Origin of the sequence: Kurthia sp. Dielmo, assembly GCF_000307285.2 — a bacterium.
Taxonomy (GTDB): domain Bacteria; phylum Bacillota; class Bacilli; order Bacillales_A; family Planococcaceae; genus Kurthia; species Kurthia populi.
Genome location: NZ_HE578962.1, coordinates 12,711 through 30,593, shown reverse-complemented (window position 1 = coordinate 30,593; position 17,883 = coordinate 12,711). Strand labels below are relative to the sequence as shown.

The 17,883-nt window shown below is 38.3% G+C and carries 16 protein-coding genes; 6 read left to right on the top strand and 10 right to left on the bottom strand.

Annotated elements, in window-relative coordinates:
* Positions 1-483: 483 nt before the first annotated feature.
* Both KTHG_RS16845 and KTHG_RS16840 read right to left on the bottom strand, forming a co-directional pair.
* Entirely contained in the window at positions 484-1,314 is an 831-nt protein-coding gene (locus KTHG_RS16845) for a DUF2785 domain-containing protein (protein WP_139995441.1), read from the bottom strand.
* A gap of 143 nt (positions 1,315-1,457) precedes the next feature.
* Positions 1,458-2,981 carry a coproporphyrinogen III oxidase gene (locus KTHG_RS16840; RefSeq protein ID WP_139995439.1) on the bottom strand — a complete coding sequence of 508 codons (1,524 nt, stop codon included), beginning with the start codon at positions 2,979-2,981 and terminating at the stop codon, positions 1,458-1,460.
* 90 nt (positions 2,982-3,071) lie between these two features.
* Here KTHG_RS16840 and KTHG_RS16835 point away from each other — a divergent pair, with 90 nt between their 5' ends.
* Both KTHG_RS16835 and KTHG_RS16830 read left to right on the top strand, forming a co-directional pair.
* Positions 3,072-3,890 (top strand): protoglobin domain-containing protein, encoded by an 819-nt coding sequence (locus KTHG_RS16835; RefSeq protein WP_139995436.1) that lies wholly within the window; start codon positions 3,072-3,074, stop codon positions 3,888-3,890.
* On the top strand, positions 3,881-4,372 hold the full coding sequence (locus tag KTHG_RS16830; RefSeq protein ID WP_305000253.1) for a methyl-accepting chemotaxis protein: 492 nt from the start codon (positions 3,881-3,883) through the stop codon (positions 4,370-4,372). Before KTHG_RS16835 ends, KTHG_RS16830 begins: the two co-directional genes overlap by 10 nt.
* A 54-nt stretch (positions 4,373-4,426) precedes the next feature.
* Here KTHG_RS16830 and KTHG_RS16825 read toward each other — a convergent pair whose 3' ends face one another.
* Both KTHG_RS16825 and KTHG_RS16820 read right to left on the bottom strand, forming a co-directional pair.
* Complete coding sequence (locus tag KTHG_RS16825) at positions 4,427-4,774, bottom strand: YlbF family regulator (RefSeq protein WP_126991203.1); 348 nt, start codon at positions 4,772-4,774, stop codon at positions 4,427-4,429.
* 12 nt (positions 4,775-4,786) lie between these two features.
* Positions 4,787-5,929, bottom strand: coding sequence for a DUF445 domain-containing protein (locus KTHG_RS16820; RefSeq protein ID WP_139995432.1), 1,143 nt, complete (start codon positions 5,927-5,929; stop codon positions 4,787-4,789).
* Positions 5,930-6,071: 142 nt separating this feature from the next.
* On the opposite strand from KTHG_RS16820, the gene KTHG_RS16815 reads away from it, so the two are divergent.
* Complete coding sequence (locus KTHG_RS16815) at positions 6,072-6,275, top strand: DUF5342 family protein (protein WP_126991201.1); 204 nt, start codon at positions 6,072-6,074, stop codon at positions 6,273-6,275.
* On the opposite strand, the gene KTHG_RS16810 is transcribed toward KTHG_RS16815, so the two are convergent.
* The 3 genes from KTHG_RS16810 to KTHG_RS16800 form a co-directional block, all read right to left on the bottom strand.
* On the bottom strand, positions 6,266-7,534 hold the full coding sequence (locus KTHG_RS16810; RefSeq protein WP_370362823.1) for an MFS transporter: 1,269 nt from the start codon (positions 7,532-7,534) through the stop codon (positions 6,266-6,268). The two genes, KTHG_RS16815 and KTHG_RS16810, sit on opposite strands and share 10 nt — an antisense overlap.
* Before the next feature lie 62 nt (positions 7,535-7,596).
* Entirely contained in the window at positions 7,597-9,324 is a 1,728-nt protein-coding gene (locus tag KTHG_RS16805) for an ABC transporter ATP-binding protein (RefSeq protein WP_139995428.1), read from the bottom strand.
* Positions 9,317-11,062 (bottom strand): ABC transporter ATP-binding protein, encoded by a 1,746-nt coding sequence (locus KTHG_RS16800; RefSeq protein ID WP_139995426.1) that lies wholly within the window; start codon positions 11,060-11,062, stop codon positions 9,317-9,319. The genes KTHG_RS16805 and KTHG_RS16800 overlap by 8 nt, the downstream gene beginning before the upstream one ends.
* Positions 11,063-11,500: 438 nt before the next feature.
* Between KTHG_RS16800 and KTHG_RS16795 the strand changes: the two genes are divergently transcribed.
* Positions 11,501-12,844: a hemolysin family protein gene (locus tag KTHG_RS16795; protein ID WP_255512491.1), complete on the top strand. Its 1,344-nt coding sequence runs from the start codon at positions 11,501-11,503 to the stop codon at positions 12,842-12,844.
* 36 nt (positions 12,845-12,880) lie between these two features.
* On the opposite strand, the gene KTHG_RS16790 is transcribed toward KTHG_RS16795, so the two are convergent.
* From KTHG_RS16790 to KTHG_RS16780, 3 genes are all read right to left on the bottom strand, one after another.
* Positions 12,881-13,531, bottom strand: coding sequence for a response regulator transcription factor (locus KTHG_RS16790; RefSeq protein ID WP_126991197.1), 651 nt, complete (start codon positions 13,529-13,531; stop codon positions 12,881-12,883).
* A gap of 14 nt (positions 13,532-13,545) precedes the next feature.
* A complete protein-coding gene (locus tag KTHG_RS16785) occupies positions 13,546-14,661 on the bottom strand; it encodes a GAF domain-containing sensor histidine kinase (protein ID WP_126991196.1) in 1,116 nt (371 codons plus the stop codon).
* A 127-nt stretch (positions 14,662-14,788) separates the two neighbouring features.
* Positions 14,789-16,336 carry a bifunctional GNAT family N-acetyltransferase/carbon-nitrogen hydrolase family protein gene (locus KTHG_RS16780; RefSeq protein ID WP_126991195.1) on the bottom strand — a complete coding sequence of 516 codons (1,548 nt, stop codon included), beginning with the start codon at positions 16,334-16,336 and terminating at the stop codon, positions 14,789-14,791.
* Positions 16,337-16,468: 132 nt separating this feature from the next.
* Between KTHG_RS16780 and KTHG_RS16775 the strand changes: the two genes are divergently transcribed.
* Entirely contained in the window at positions 16,469-16,897 is a 429-nt protein-coding gene (locus tag KTHG_RS16775; protein ID WP_139995424.1) for a disulfide oxidoreductase, read from the top strand.
* A gap of 3 nt (positions 16,898-16,900) precedes the next feature.
* Positions 16,901-17,473: a thioredoxin family protein gene (locus KTHG_RS16770; RefSeq protein WP_139995422.1), complete on the top strand. Its 573-nt coding sequence runs from the start codon at positions 16,901-16,903 to the stop codon at positions 17,471-17,473.
* Positions 17,474-17,883: the final 410 nt, after the last annotated feature.

Here is a 17,883-nt window from a genome sequence, read left to right as displayed (position 1 = left end):
TAAATAGAAAGAAAGAAGTATTCCGAAAATTTTCAAATCAGAAACAATTTATTTAATTTAGAACAGTTTATTTTAATGAAACATTTTTTAAAGATTATGTATTTTTATAAAATAATTCTCTTTCAAACGGCTTTTTAATGCTATTTTTATTAATTTAACTGCATTTTTATAATTTTCTGAATAGAATGAATATCGTCACAATTCAATAAAATAATTTACTATATTTTTTATAAAGTCACTTTTTTTATGTCTTTTCTATTTTTTATATCTTTTTTTCATCTCTATTACCTATAATTTTTTTGAATTATTGCTATTATAATAATATTTTTTCTGAATTTTACGATAATTTTATCGTTATCAGATGTCATTTTTTAGTATTTAAAAATAAAATCATTTAATTATTATATAAATATATCTTTCTTATGAATATTCAAATAAAAAAGGCTACGTCAAACGTAGCCTTTTTGTTTATTTAATATCTTTTTATTTCATAGAAGGTACTAATTTCTCTAAGCAATGTTCAATGCTTTTGAGTAGCGAATTATGCATATTTCTACGATAAACGTACAAATGGAATACATATAAAAAACCCGTAACATTTTTATACAAATACAATTGCTCGTCTGAACGTAACTTTTCATTCTGTGAAGTCATAAATTTCGGAACACGTATAAAGAAATCCTCAATCACTTTTTCATCCAAATGAATTTTTAATAATTTCATAATCGTTTTTGATAATACCTCTTTTTCATCACCAATATAGAGAACAGATGAACATGCAATTTTATTAGCTACTACACGAAAAAGATTCGCGCTTTGTTCTTTTGGAAAGCGCTCATCATTCATTAATTTCTCAAGTGCATCCACTGCATAAGCTACAGGCTGCACAAGTCCTCCTTCTTTACCGTAACTACGTACATCTTCTTCTAATTGAAGGTACAACATCACTGCACGATATATAGCATCATATGTTGCATTGTCTATAAAAGGCACTTCGTTATGTGCATCAATAAAAAAGCCAAGTGCTTTCATACTGTAAGAACGTTTATATAGCTCGTCACTATTAAGCATTCCTTGATTATAGAATAAATAATCGTCACTAATCAGCTCCAATATAACGCGTTCTTTTCTCGATGCATTAATATTTTCGTTCGTTGCAAATCGCTCTAAAAAAGCTAATAATTGTGCTCGCAGTTGTTGATCGAGTGTTTCAAGTGATGGCAGTACTTGTTGAATCAGCTCGTCATCATTCATACGATGCAATGTAACATCTTGTTCAATTAGTTCTTGTAGTCTTTCTATTGTAATGGTCATTTTCTCAACCCCATTCTATACTCTATTCATCAAGCCTATTGTAGCAATTTCCAAGTCGCTCGCTCAAAGAATTTTTCACTTTATATTGTGAAAAAGAAAAAGACAGTCGCAACGACTTTTTCGTTGTTACTATCTTTATTCCCTTATTTTTGTACTTTTTTACCATAAAGTTCATTTAAAATCTCAATTTTCTTTTCAATGGCCTCTTCATACGTCAAAATGTATGCGGCTGGCTCTTTTGGATTGTGGTGTTGGGTGATGCGCCCTGTTTGTGCATCAACGAATTTACTTGAAGCACCGCAGCCCAGTCCAATGATTGTTTGTACTTCTTCCATAATGACAATATTATAGATACTTTCCTCGCCAGGTTTTGAGTAACCGACGTTTTCTAAATTGCCTAAAATATTTTTTTGACGGTATAAATAGTACGGCGCGTAATCATGCTCATCTGTCCATTCATGTGCACGATGCATCATCGCTTCAGCCGTTTTACGGTCCGCGACTTGATATTTATCACGGTTATGCGTCATTTCTGAGGCACGCTTGAACGATAATGTATGCACTGTTAAAGATTCTGGCATCATTTTTTCAGATTCTGCTAATGAATGTTCAAACTCTTCAAGACCCTCATTCGGTAAGCCGATGATTAAATCCATATTGATATTATTCATGCCTTCTTCACGTGCAAGCCAGAATTTATCAATTGTTTCTTGTACGCTATGATGACGCCCAATAGCTTTTAATGTTTCATCTGTATACGACTGTGGATTAACACTAATACGATCAATGCCCCATTTACGTAATACGGCTAATTTTTCAGATGTAATCGTATCCGGACGTCCTGCCTCTACCGTTACTTCACGAATTGTTTCAGGATGTGGGAAATGTTTGTACATTGTTTCATACAAAGCGTCCATTTCATCTGCCTCGATCGAAGTAGGCGTACCCCCACCCCAGTAAATCGATGTAATCTTCATATCATTTTCAGTAAGCCATTGCCCCATACGTTCAAGTTCAATATGCAATCCATCAAGGAATGTATTTACACGACCTTGTTTACGATTACTTTGAATCGCATAAGCTGGGAACGTACAATACGCACATTTTGTCGGACAGAATGGAATACCAATATAAATACTAACCTCATCGCCAATTGTATCTAAGTCTGGAATTGTTTTTAATTGTACAGCTACAATACGCTCTAATAAATCGATTTTTTCATGCGACAAACGGAATTCTGTCACAAGTTTTTCGCGAATAGCTTCCTTTGTATAGCCTTGCTTACGAAACTTATGATAAAGCTTCGTTGGACGAATCCCTGTAAGGATACCCCATTTTTGATGCATATCCGTTAATTGCTCTAATGCCTCTAACAATACATATGACACGGCGCGTTTTAAACGAATATTCTGCTCACGGTCTGTTCCTAGTGTTTCGTATGGTTGGTCAAACGTTGTATAAAACTTCGCACCACTTGCTTGCTCTTGTAATTCACAGGTAGCATGCACGGTATAATCTTCGTCTACTTGCGATGTGAAATGAACTTTCAAGTCAACTTCTTGCTCTTTTTTCGCTACTTTCGAATCCTCAAAAAATAGATTGGCGATATGCGTAATTTGACGTATCCAATCTTGAGGATACGTTTTATTTAATGAAATTAATTTCATTTGATTGGTTCAACTTCTTTCGAATTTAGTTTAAATAAAAAATTTTATAGGTATAAGTAAATAAAATTAGTAAAAAATGGGGGTTTTATCATGATCTTTAACACATGGAAGAAAGTATCTTATGAATTATCTATTGAAAATAGTATAGAGTCCGAATTACCTAATGTGTGTATTGAAAATAATTTAAGTAACGATATCTATACACAGCTCGAAATGATTTCCTTAACCTTACGTGATTTAGCGATTTTGCGTTTGATGCGGCCCATTTTAAAAGAAAATTTAACGTCCCTTGTTGAAAATTTTTATTTAAATCTTCAAAAGGAGCCATCTTTACAACAAATCATTCAAGATAATAGTACATTTGAGCGCCTCAAAAAAACATTATCTCATCATCTCGGAGAATTATTTGATGGGGTCATTGATGAACAATTTGTAGCAAAAAGACAGCGTATTGCATCTGTTCACGCACGTATTGGTTTGGCACCTAAATGGTATATGTGTGCATTTCAAGATTTGTTAAACGGCTTTTTTATTATTGTCGAAAATACAGCTTATAACACAAAAGAACGTTTTGAAATTTTAAAAGCGATTTCAAAAATTTTAAATGTGGAACAGCAAATCGTTCTAGAATTATATGCATCTGATTATGAACAAGCCTTGATGAAAAAAAATGAAGTGAATTTAGCGATTGTAGAATCCGTACGCTCAAACTCTTCTGCGCTTAGTACAGTTGCTGCAGAAACAAATGATTCGATTTCATCGATTGTTACGGTATTAAATGACCTAAAAAAATGTCTGCACATAATCATACATTATCCGATGAAGTTGTTCGCTCTGCAACGAAAGAGCAACAACGCTTATTTGCCACTGAAGAAAATAGTACCGAACTTCAGGAAACGATGCAACTAGTTAAACATGACATCGATGAACTTCATGACTTAAATAATCAAATCAACGATATTGCGAGTCTAATTGCTGATATCGCGAGTGAAACCAATTTACTATCATTAAATGCATCCATTGAAGCCGCGCGTGCTGGTGAACATGGCAAAGGCTTTGCTGTTGTAGCTAGTGAAGTACGTACACTAGCTGAAAATACAGCAAAAGCGGTGAAGACTGTTAATCGTATTGTTTCTAAAAGTTTGATAAAAACGAAAAAAATTGCCGAAACCTCACTAGCGCTAGAAACACTTGTTGTGACATCTAATGCAGATATCCATGAAACTGGTCTATCTTTCACAGAAATTTCAACGCGTATGCAAGCGCTACGTCAAAGCAGTGATGCACTCATGCATAATGTCGAATACCTTAATACAGCGGTCTCAACTATTCAAGAAAATGCGAATCGTATTCATATGGCATCAGTTGATTTAGTAGCACAATCCAAATAAATAGAAAAAGAGCACTTTCATTGTCGAAAGTGCTCTTTTTTTATGAAGAAGGTATTATTGAATACCATCATACATTGCTTGGATTGGTTTTGTTAGTACACGATTAATTTCCTGTACTAATTCGCTAAGTGCCATTTCAGCCATTAGCATTTTTGAAATCGCTTGGTTTTGTTGAGCAAGTTGCGCTGTTTTTTGTGCGTATTGTAGCTCGTCCTCGCCGATTTCTTCACCCTTCATTTGCTTTTCTTGAAGTGTCATTTGTAGTTCACGGAATTTCGCAAATAATGCAACCGCTGCTTCATCTTGTTTCACTTCTTCAATCGCTGTTTTTAATGCATTGAATTGTTCCGTTTGACGGAATGTGCTTTCTAATTTGTTTAAATCATCGTAAATATTAATCATGTGTAAATCCCCCTACATAAAGTATGAAATAATCCCTTGCAAAATCCCGATAAAGCCACCAAGCACAAAGCCAAGAACTGTAATCATTTTTAGTTCACGACCTGTGATACCTAGTACAAGCTTTTCAAGAACTTCTAGCGGGAATGTATCGACTTGCTCACGCACAAGCTCCTCAATATCAAGACGAGCGATAGCTGTCTCTAAGTTTGCTTCTGCTTTTTCAAAACCAACTGCTACAACTTGTGGCACAACCTTGTCAGCTAAATGCTGCGCGCCTGTTGGCCAGTAATGTACAAGTGGTTTGTCTAAATGTGTTTCAATGGCTAATTCTTTTTTCGCGTATGACTGGATGTTGCGTGTGACACTTGTGAAATCAAGATCACCTAAAATTTGTGGCACGGTTTGAACGCGTAGCTTACCCCATTCAGTTATTAAAATATTATTGACCATATTAAAGGTGCCAGGTGCTACAAGGAAATTATGAATTTCCTTTTGAACTTTTAACACAATCGAATCACTGTCACCTAAAAACATTTGAACCATACCGCCAAGTGTTCCTTTTGATTCAAGGAAGTTGTCGATAAGCCCTTTAATTGTTAAGTAACCTTCACTTGATGCAAAATAATCGTCGCCACGCATTAAAATATAACTTGAGACTTCTGGAATTTTCGCATCGACTTTTTCAGTCCAGCTTGGCGGCAGTAATGCTTCAATCGCATCCTTTGAAAGAACGTTTTTGAAATGCATGACTTGTTGGTCGATAACCGTATCAATTTTCTGTTCAATCAATTGCGGTGCATCAGCTACACCAGCTTGCTTTAGCCAATCATTTAACGTTTTATCTTCTGCAAAAACATATTGTTGAATAAGTTCATTTGCTTTCGCTTCAATCTTTTGTTGATTATCAGCATTAAAGAATTTTTTGCGGAACATTTCTGGTGTTAATAAATAATTGACGACTGTTTTTCCGAGTTGCTCTGCAATCGCGCCACGTCGTTTTGGAATAATCCCTGGTGTGAATGGCAAACGCCAGCCGAAAAGATATTTTGCCTCTAACGGACGGAATAACATTTTAATAGCGATATGATTTGTAAAGCCACCAATAACGGAGCCAATCACAGCCATGACGACAATTTTCCATAATAAATCTAGCATATAGCTGTCACCCTTCTTTACGAATATCATTGCCTGTTCACATTATAGCAGAGGCAAAAAAAATCGCATATCAAAATCCTTTGTTCGCAAAAAGTTAGAAAAATAGGTAAACTATTACAAATAGGAAATGGAGTGATATACGATGATTCAACATTTTAAATTTAAGCCTCTATACAATTCGAAGCTGCCAGGTTGGCAACTGAACTTCTATAATAAGAGCATCTATTACGAAGTCATCTACAATTCAGATGGCTCGCTTACATGCGTATCGCCGAAAGATATGGTGCTTGATGAACAGTTAGAAAAAGAAATTCAAGCACTTATGGCGTTTCACGTTTACGATTGAGTTTTTAAACGTTCAAATCGTTTACCAAACGTGAAGTAGAAATAAGTAGACGCTGTTAAATAAAGCGCCGACGTTAAAATAAATGTATATACATAGCCATAGTAACTACCAAAGGCGGTTACTAAATATGTCGCTGGAATCCCCATTGAGGCCCAGCCGACTTGGAATACCATTTGGTTGACCGAGTTGGCGAGGCCTTTATATTTGTCATGGACAATATCCATCGCGACAGCACTCTGAATTGGTGATGCAGCATTCATGAGTGCCTGACGGAATAAAAAGCCAATTGATGCGACCCATAGATTCGTTGTAAAGGCCGTTAATAATAGGAAAGGAATCGACGCATATTGGAAAATAATAATGGCCTTTACCTCACCTACTTTTTTAACAACAATTGGTCCGATTAGTTGTGCGACAGCTGTCATCGCTGAGCCAATTGCTAAAATAAAGCCAATATACGAATTCGACGCATCAAAACGATTGGCAAAATAAAGATTTAAATACGGAATAACTAGCCCTGAGCCTGTCCCAATAACTAGCTGTGCAATTCCAAATAATACGATGATTTTTAAATTACTTTTAAAATCGACCGCATGATGGTCTTGTACAAGTCGCGGTGCCTTCGGTTTATTTTCCTCAACAGGCACAGCTTTTTTCATCATAAGCATTGGTAGTAAGCCAATAAGGAAAAAGACAACCCCGATTAACAGCGCAACACGAATCCCTGCCGCTGCACTAATATCGAAAAGATCACTCGCACCATCAGCAATGACACCGCCAAATAAATTCCCGGCAACGCCTGCAATGGTCACAAGCGAAAAATGTACACTAAACAACTGCATACGTTCTTTTGGTTTTGAATTTTCTGCTAAAAACGGTACACTGGCCACTTGTGGAAACGCCCAAACAAGCCCAGTTAAAAATGCACCAATGAGCATCGTTTGCTCGGTTACCGTCACACTACGTACAACTAGTGTGATGGCGGTAAGACCTGCACCAATGATGATCATCCATTTGCGCCCAACACGGTCACTAAGTAACCCTGCTGGCACAAGTATAATGGCCGTAGCAAGCGCCGTCATCGCAATGACGTGTCCGCTTACTTCGCCAGCGAGACCTAGCTCGCGAATATATAAATTGTACATAACGCCAAAAATCCCCATACCCATCTGGATTAAGACGTTCCCAAACATAAACAACTTCACATTGCGATTGAATGAGTTCAGTTGATGAACCCAATCTCTCCACCAATTCGTAATGCCCACCCGCTTTCTTTCATTTCACGAGTATACATGCTACGCTCGTTCACATAAAAATTCAATTAGTTTGTTTGCATCCCTGACTGTAAGCGATACATTTGATAATATTTTCCTTGTTTTGCGAGGAGTTCCTCATGAGTCCCTCGTTCGACAATGCGCCCCGCATCTAGGACTAAAATCAAATTAGCATTTTTAATAGTAGAAAGTCGGTGTGCAATGATAAATGTTGTACGACCACGCTTTAAAACATCCATTGCGCGTTGAATCATTTCTTCGGTCTCAGAGTCAATATTCGACGTCGCTTCATCTAATATTAAAATTGCTGGATCGAAGGCAAGTGCACGTGCGAATGAAATCAACTGGCGCTGACCAGAAGATAATGTCGTACCACGCTCTACTACCTTATCATCAAGTTCAATGCCTTTTAATCCACCAACTGCTTCAACGGCTGCTTTCACCTTGGCATCTGAAATTCTTGGATCATTTAAGCTAATATTCGATGCGACGGTTCCTGTAAATAAATACGGGTCTTGTAGCACAATGCCCATATGCTCACGCGTCGTTTGCACTGGCTTGTCATTCACATTTTGCCCATCAATGGTAATCGAACCTTTTGAGACATCATAAAAACGGAAGAGTAAATTCATAATCGAGCTTTTACCTGAGCCTGTATGACCAACTAATGCCACTGTCTCTCCTGGTTGCGCCTCAAAATCAATATTTTTCAGCACATACTCCTCGTCCTTATAAGCAAAGCTCACATCATTAAATGCGACATGTCCGTTATAACGTGGCATATGCTCATTGCTTACTTCTGTTCCGTCATACTCTAATAGCTCGAGTACACGCTGTGCCGATACACGCGCACGTTCAAGACGATTTAACTGTCCGACAATTTGCATGAATGGATTAAATAGTCGTGTAATATAATCAATGAACACATAAAGTAGACCAACTGAAAATGCTTCTGAGCCTGACAATGCTTGTGAACCAAAATACCAAATAAATGCAAGGAACACCACAGAACGTAATAAGCCGATTAAGTTATGCGTTGTCGCTGCATCAAGGACGAGCATCTTATTTTGATAATCATAATGGTCCTTATTAATCTTTTCAAATTCTTGTTCCATTTTCTTTTCTTGCCCAAATGCTTGAATAATTGTCATTCCATTAATCGACTCATTTAACATACCGTTCATATCCGATAATCGCGTACGAATAATATGATTAAATTTTGTCGCAAATTTATGGTAGAACCACACGAAGGCAATTAAAACTGGTAGTAAGCATAATACGATTAATCCCATGCGCCAATCTAAAATAAACAGCATGATGTAGACGCCAAAGATTGTTAAAATACTTGATGCAAACTGTGATAATACCGTCACGAATAAATCACGAACAGCTTCGGTATCATTTGTAATACGTGATACGACCTTCCCAGCTGGGAGACTATCAAAGTAACGAATCGTTAGGCGATTAATATGCTCATATACATCGTTACGCATCGTTTTAATAATATTATTCGCACCTGATTGTAATATAATGTACTGTGCATAACGGAAAATCGCGGATACTACGGATAGTCCAAAGAAAATCGCTAGCAGCACAGAAAAGGGTTGCCACGGAACGCCATCTGCTTTGGCATCCGTAATATAACGGTCAATCATTTCTTTTGCAATTAAAGGTCCTGCTAAATCTGCCGCAACAGCGATTAATAAAAAGCTGACACCAATAATTAGTTGTTTCTTATATAAGTTTGCGTAGTGCATGAGTCGCTTTTTAAACATCGCCATCACCTCCAATTTGTTGTAGCGCAAACTGCTCACTATACCAGCCACCTGCACGAACTAACTCGTCATGTGTGCCTTCTTCTATAACATGACCATCTTCTAATACAATGATGCGGTCTGCATGCATCACTGCAGATAGGCGGTGTGTAATAATTAATGTCGTTTTATCATTGCGTAGCGCCTGGATATTATGAATAATTGTACTTTCTGTTTTCGCATCAACGGCCGATAATGAATCATCGAGAATTAGAATTTCCGGATTTCGAATTAATGCGCGCGCAATAGAAATCCGTTGTTTTTGTCCACCTGATAGAGAGATTCCTTTTTCACCGACCATCGTTTCAAGTCCCTGTGGTAGACGTTTTAAATCTTCTTCAAAATTAGCCATGCGAATGGCAGCACGGAGTTCTTCCTCTGTCGCATCTGGTTTTCCGAAAAGAATATTTTCGCGTACCGTACGTGAAAATAAAACATGCTCCTGTGGTACATAGCCAATCCATTTACGGACTTGTTCTTTTGATTGCAACTGAATTTTTGTATCGGATAACGCCACGTCGCCTTCTCCAAGTGGATACTCACGTAGTAGTTGCTTTACAACGGTTGTTTTCCCACTGCCGGTTTTTCCAACAATACCAAGTGTTTCACCGCGCTCTAGACGAATGTCCATATCCACTAAATTTGTCTGCTTAGCTGTTGGATATGTGAAACTAACGCCATCAAAGACAATATTACTTGGCTTCTCAATATCGATTGGCTTCTCTGGGTCTGGTACATCCTCATGCTCTGCCAATGTTTCGCGAACACGATCTGCTGACGCATTGCCACGCTGCATAACATTAATCATTTCACCAATTGCCATCATTGGCCAAACGACCATCCCCAAATAAACATTAAAGGTAATGAGCTCACCAACTGTAATAACGCCCTGCGATACGAGGTATGCACCATAGCCAAGGCCTAGCATATAGCTAAGCGCCGTCAAAATCTTACTAATCGGTGCAAATAAAGCATCGACTCGCTCTACACGCATATTTTTATCGTAAACGTCTTGCGTCATATTTTTGAACTGTGCTTCCATTGAACGTTCCTGTACATAAGCTCGTACAACACGCACACCTTCAACCCCTTCTAGTACACGGTCATTCATATCCCCAAATGCTGCCTGTGCTTCAACGAAACGCTCATGAATTTTTTTACCGATAATTTGCATCGCATAAGCTAAAAATGGTAGCGGTAAAATCGCCACAAGCGTTAGTTGCCACGATACACCAAAGCCCATCATTAAAATAATCGTTACTAAATAAAATGATGAATCAAGCATCGTCATAATACCGTAACCCGCTGTTTCAGAGACAGCATTTAAATCATTCGTTGAGCGCGCCATTAAATCGCCTGTACGATTGCGCTCATAAAATGGTGGTGCCATACGTAAGAATTTACGCATGAGATTTTGGCGCAGTTGATATTGTAAAATATTCGAGCCGCCAAATAATTGATACTGCCATATATAGTTTGTAATATAGCCAACAACTGTAATGCCTACGAGAATAAAAGTATATTGCCATAGCAAATCACTCGTAAGTTGCCCACGATGAATCGCATCGATTGTGTCCCCAATCAATTTTGGCGGTACAATTTCAAGCACACTTGAAATGATAAGTAGTAGAATTGCTACACTATACCGCTTCCATTGTTCTTTAAAAAACCAATCAAGCTTTTTAAATATGTCGAACATAGTGTCATGTTCTCCTTTCTCTCCGCTCCGCAAACACAAAAAGGCACGCACTCCTAGTTAGAGCGCGTGCCTAAACAATAGAAGTGTACAGAAAATCCCTGCACACTTAAAAAGTCGAGTTACATAATGTGTTGTGCGGAGATATGTTTTGTAGTTGTGTTGTCATGTGAATGCTTTTTGATGTGAATCATAGTACATACCTCCTTTTTATTAGTTGCCTTTCATGCTACGCCGTTTCCATTAAATTGTCAATATATTTTTAATTTTCCGTATAAATAAACTATTTTAATCATATAACAAACTTTTTGCTCATTTAGTTGAGAACATTTGAAAAATCATTCTAACTGGTCTATATTATTTCTATTAACTAATTTTTTATTATAGGAGGTGTACACTTTGTCCTTCCCCTCATTCGGGCTTTAAGGACAAAGGAAGTCTTTGGACATAGCCATACGGTTGACAGCAGTTGCTGTCTTAATCGCGATCTCCGCGTTCTTCGTAGCAACTGAATTTGCTATCGTACGAACGCGAGCTACTCGAGTAAATCAGCTGGTAGCTGAAGGAAATAAACGAGCGTTAAACGCTAAAAAAGTAGTCGATAATTTAGATGAATATTTATCCGCCTGCCAATTAGGTATTACGATTACATCATTAGGTATTGGTTGGTTAGGGGAAGAGGCCGTAGCAGCAGTTATCGAGCCTATCTTTCACTTAATCGGTTTAGAAAGCGGCGCTGTCTTAACATTAGTGTCATTCATCATCTCATTCTCAATCGTGACGTATATTCACGTTGTTATGGGTGAACTTGCTCCGAAAACATTAGCCATTCAAAAAGCCGAATCTGTTGCACTTGCAACGGCCAAACCATTAATCATTTTCCATAATGTTATGTTCCCATTCATTAAATTATTAAATATTTCTGCACGAGGTGTCGCAGCAATGTTTGGTTTAAAAGGTATGGGCGAATCTGAAGGCGCAATGTCTGAGGAAGAGCTTCGTTTAACATTATCGGATAGTCTAAAGGGCGGCGAGATTAATCAAGCTGAATATCGCTATGTAAATAGCATTTTCGAATTCGATGATCGTCTTGCCAAAGAAGTCATGGTACCTCGTACAGAAATCGTCGGTATCGATAAAGACCTTACATTGAAAGAGGTCTTTGAAGTAATCGGTGTAGAACAATACACACGTTACCCCGTTATCGACGGCGATAAAGACCATGTGCTGGGTCTTGTTAATATGAAATCATTATTAACAGCCTACATTAAAAACCCAGAAGTCAACGGGCCAAAACCTGTGACAACGTATATGCGACCAATTATTCGTGTATTTGAAACAACACCAATTGGCGATTTATTACTTAAAATCCAACGTGAACGTATTCATATGGCCATCTTAATGGATGAGTACGGTGGTACGTCTGGTTTAGTAACAATCGAAGATATTATCGAAGAAATTGTCGGCGATATTCGCGATGAATTCGATACAGATGAGATTCCTGAAGTACGTAAAGTAAAAGAAGGTCATTACATCCTTGATGCGAAAATGCTACTAGAAAGTGTGAATGATTTTCTTGGCATTAACATCGAAGAAGATGATATCGATACAATTGGCGGTTGGGTCATGACGAAAAACTTTGATGCAGTAAAAGGTGAAAAGATTATCGAGCAAGGATATCAATTTGTTGTCAAAGAGCTAGAAGGACATCATATTTTATATCTTGAAGTGACAAAACTTGCCCCTGCACAACCACTTGAGTCGGACGTTGAAACAGCCGAATAATACGAAAGAGCTGGAGATATAATCTCCAGCTCTTTTTTATACTTTGCCACTTGGCTCTGTTAAATTATGTTTTACAGCATAGAGTGCTGCTTGTGTACGGTCTTGCACTTCTAACTTAGCAAAAATATTAGAAATATGCGTTTTAACCGTCTTCTCTGTCACAAATAATGAGGACGCAATTTCTCGATTGCTTTTCCCTTTTGTAAGCTCTGCTAATACATCACGTTCACGCGGTGTTAATGGATGTTTCACATGTGGGCTATTTTCTTCTTCTTTTTCCGCTTCTTCTAGTTGCTCACTAGCATCTGGGTGCAAAATATTTTCGCCTGCAATGATTTTGCGGATTGTTTCTACAAGCTCATCTGGCTCAATATCTTTTAGCTGATACCCTGCCGCACCTGCCTCAATCGCTGGCACGACATGGTCACGGTCTGAAAAGCTCGTTAGCATAAGCACATGCACTGCTGGAAACTGCGCTTTAATTTTTTTCGTTGCTTGAATGCCATCCATCTCAGGCATCACTAAGTCCATTAATACAATATCAGGCTGTAGCTCTGCTGTTAATGCAACGGCCTCTTTGCCATTTGCCGCTTCACCGACTACTTCAAAATCCTTTTGCGTTTTTAAAAAGAATAATAAGCCACGGCGTACAACATGATGGTCATCTGCTATTAATACACGAATCATGACAAATCCCCCCTCTAATATGGCATACGAATTAAAATTTCCGTACCCTTTCCTATATCACTTACCCAATCAATCGTGCCACCTAATGACGTTGTACGGTCACGCATGCTTTGAAGTCCTAATGATGGTAGCTGGACACGGTCTGGTAATTGGAAGCCACGTCCCTCATCTTTAATAACGAGTAAAACATCCGTTGACGTCAGCGTAATATAAAGCTCCGCCTCCTTCACACCCGAATGCTTACGGACATTATTCAGCGCTTCTTGTGCTAAACGGAATAATGCCTCTTCTACTTTAGATGGCAACTGCACAACACCTGTGACATTCACTTTCAATTGAATTCCCAGCATATCTGCATAGCCTTTAATAGCTTCCAAAATACCACTCTCTAAACCTTTTGGGCGTAGTTGCCAAATGAGTGCACGCATTTCTGTTAAGGCCTCTTGTGTTAAATCCTGAATTTCTTTAAATGTTTCTTTCACCATCGGCTCGTCACTCATCTCAACGCCTGCACGTGATGTCAGTGTCACCGAGAATAGTAGCTGATTGACCGAGTCATGTAAGTCACGCGCTAAACGGTTACGTTCTTGCACTAATGCCATTTCCTGCTCCTGCTTCGTCAGCATAATCCTTTTAATCGATGAACCAATTTGAAAGGCCACAGATTCAAGTAATGCTAAATCATCATCTGAGAAGCTTACCGTATTAGGCGATGCTACATTAAGTAAGCCAAAGCGTTCATGTCCTGACTGCAGTGGTACGGTTGCATGATGCGTAATGTCTGCATTATCGCCTACATCTGCTGCATTGGCACTTTCAATTCGTTGACATTCGATAATATTTGACGCTTTCTCCAGTTCATTATTACGAAATTTCGATAAGCACCAGCAGCCGCCCTTACATAAGTAACGACAATTATCATGCGCTAATGCTTCTGGTAAATTTTCATGTGCAATCATCTCATGTTTTCCGCGGCCATTAATAAAGAAAATCCATCCTGTCTCAAAGCGTGTACCTGCTAATAATTTACGCAGCGCGCCTTGTAGCATCGGCTGTAATTCGGTTTCTTCGTTTAATAGCTCTGCAATTTCTTTTAATAAGCTAATATTTGAATGATCTGTCGGCTGCATAAAATGCCCCCTAATCGTTTACTTACTTCTATTGTACCGTTTATTGCGAGTAGTTTGTATCACGAGTCCCTCATACTTTTGAATGAAAAAAGAACCGCACACGAGGTACGGTTCTTTTTAGTACAGCTTAATCTTCTTTTGTATAGTGTAATGAATACACATCATGGCGACGGTCTTTTAAGTGCGCTACTGTACCATCTTGGCGTTTACGACGTAGAATTTCTAAATCGACATCGCCGATTAACACCATTTCTAAGTTTGGACTTGTTTCACCGACAATACCATCGCGAGCAAATTCAAAATCAGAAGGTGCAAAAATCCCTGACTGCGCATATTGAATGTCCATATTTTCTGTTTGTGGTAAGTTGCCGACTGTTCCAGCAATGACCGTATAAATTTGGTTTTCAATGGCGCGTGCCTGTGCGCAATAACGTACACGTAAATAGCCTTGGCGATCATCTGTACAGAATGGTGTGAAAATAATATTTGCACCTTTATCGGTTGCGATACGTGCCATTTCTGGGAACTCAATATCGTAACAAATTTGGATGGCGATTTTACCGCAGTCTGTATCAAAGACACGGACTTTATCGCCACTTGAAATCCCCCACCACTTACGTTCATTTGGTGTGATATGCACTTTATATTGCTTTTCAATTGTGCCATCACGGCGGAATAAGTAGGCGATGTTGTAAATTTCATCATCTTCCTCTTTAACGAAGTGAGAGCCGCCGATGATATTGACATTGTAGCGAATCGCTAAGTTTGTAAATAGCTCTAAATATTGCTCCGTATATTCCGTTAGGCGGCGCACGGCTAAGCTTGGTGATTTTTCGTTCATAAAGCTCATTAATTGGGTCGTGAAAATCTCTGGGAATACGACAAAGTCCGAGCTTGCATCACTGGCTACATCAACGAAATATTCACATTGGTGTGCAAATTCTTCAAAGCTTGAAATTTTACGCATCATATATTGGACAGCACAAATACGTACTGGGTAGCTCGTTTTATAGTGACGCTTTGTACGTGGTAAATAATCAACATTATTCCACTCCATCAATGTCGCGTATTTTGCAGAAGCCACATCATCTGGTAAATAGTTTGGATTTACACGCATTAGTGTAAATCCATTTTTAATTTGGAATGTTAATACTGGATCATATACTTTATGACGAGATACGGCATCCACATATTCGCGTGGTGTCATTTCATCGATATGTTTATGGTAGTTTGGAATACGGCCACCAATAATTATTGATTTCAAGTTATGCTCACGCGCTAAATCTTTTCGCGCGTCATATAAACGTTGGCCGATTTTCATACGGCGGTAGGCTGGGTCTACCATTACCTCGATACCGTATAAATTATAGCCGTTTGGATTGTGGTTTGTAATATAGCCATCATCTGTTAAATCTGACCAGGTAGCGCGGTCATCATATTCATCAAAATTAATAATTAAGCTTGAGCATGATGCAATGACTTTACCGTCTAATTCTGCGACGATTTGGCCTTCTGGGAAAATATCTAAATGGCTATTTAAATGCGCTAATTCCCATGGGTCCATTCCTGGAAAAGATTTGCGTTGGATTTCTAAAATTTCATCAAAGTCTGTACGCTGCATTTTGCGAATGACTAGGTTTTTTTCAAACTGTGATACGTCTAATTGTTCTGACATGGTTAGTCCCCTTTCATAATCAAGGCGTACCCTTATTCTACTACTCTAAAACAAAAGGGAAAAATTATTTTACTTATGACGCTAATCCCACTATAATCGAGTAAGAAATAGACTAAAATTAGGAGAATTTTCATGCAACGAAAACTCGAAAATGCACTACTATTTATGTGGACCGTTTCACTAGTTGCGACGCTCGGTTCACTGTACTTTTCTGAGGTGCAACTATATGAGCCTTGTAAATTTTGTTGGTTCCAACGAATTTTTATGTATCCACTTGTACTAATTTTGGGTATCGCATACATACAACGCAATGTAAAAATTGCGACCACAAGCGCAATTTTTTCCGTAATCGGCGTCTGTATTGCGCTCTATCACTATGGTATACAAAAGATTCCATACTTACAAGACAATGCCGCTTCTTGCGGACTTGTCCCTTGCACTGGTCAATATATTAACTGGCTTGGCTTCATTACGATTCCATTCCTATCGTTAACCGCTTTTATTTTAATTGCGGTTACAAGTTTTTACATGTTAAAACAACTGAAAAAAGGAGCACACTAACTCATGGCGAAAAAAACAGCCGCACAGAAAAAAGACAATCGCTTAACGCTTTTATTAATTATCACAATTGTTGTTGTACTTGGTTTTACAGCGATTTACTTCATTAACAAATCGCAAAACGAAACAAAAATTGAAAATTCAACGAGTGCCGCTAACCAAACAACTGGCGAAAAAGCAACAGGTGATACCGATACACATGGCTTATATGGTGACTACAAACCGAAAACACAAGCAACAATCGATCAATTAGACGATAAAAATTATCAAAACATCATCTTACCGGATGATTTAAAGAAACGAATCGATGCGGGGAAAGAAACATTCGCATACTTCTTCAGCCCAACTTGCTCTCACTGCGTGGCAACAACACCAATCCTAATGCCTGCAGCGGATAAAGCGGATGTGCATATTTATCAATACAATGTTTTAGAGTTTGAAGAAGGCTGGACAGACTACGCGATCAATGCCACACCAACACTTGTCTACTTTAAAGACGGCAAAGAAGTTGGACGTGTCATCGGCGAACAAACAGCTGAAGGTTTCACTGAATTTTTCAAAACAATGGAAAATTCATAAAAATAAACTGACCTAAAAAGAAAAGGACACTTTCAATGAGAAAAATCGTTGGAGGTGTTTTTTTGTTGAGCAAAAACACGCGTATTCACACGGAACAAAATTGAAAGCCATTAAGATAAAGTGCGCAACCATACCAGTGAACGAAATAATAGCTCAACGACTATACTCGAATTTCGGTAAAATCAAATCCTAGTTGTATACCAAAAAAAGAATTTGACGGCGACTCCTAGGAGAATAGCATGAGCGAAAGACCCCACAGTGAGCTTGCGAACGAGGAGGCTTCCGCCATGCTAAAGGAAAGCGTCTGTCAAATTCAATTGAAGGAACATGTCTTTTTCTTTATCTCATTTTCTAGTGTGATTTCTTCTTTTTCTGTTGCAAGCCGCTAATTGAATAGAGCTAGGAGTCCC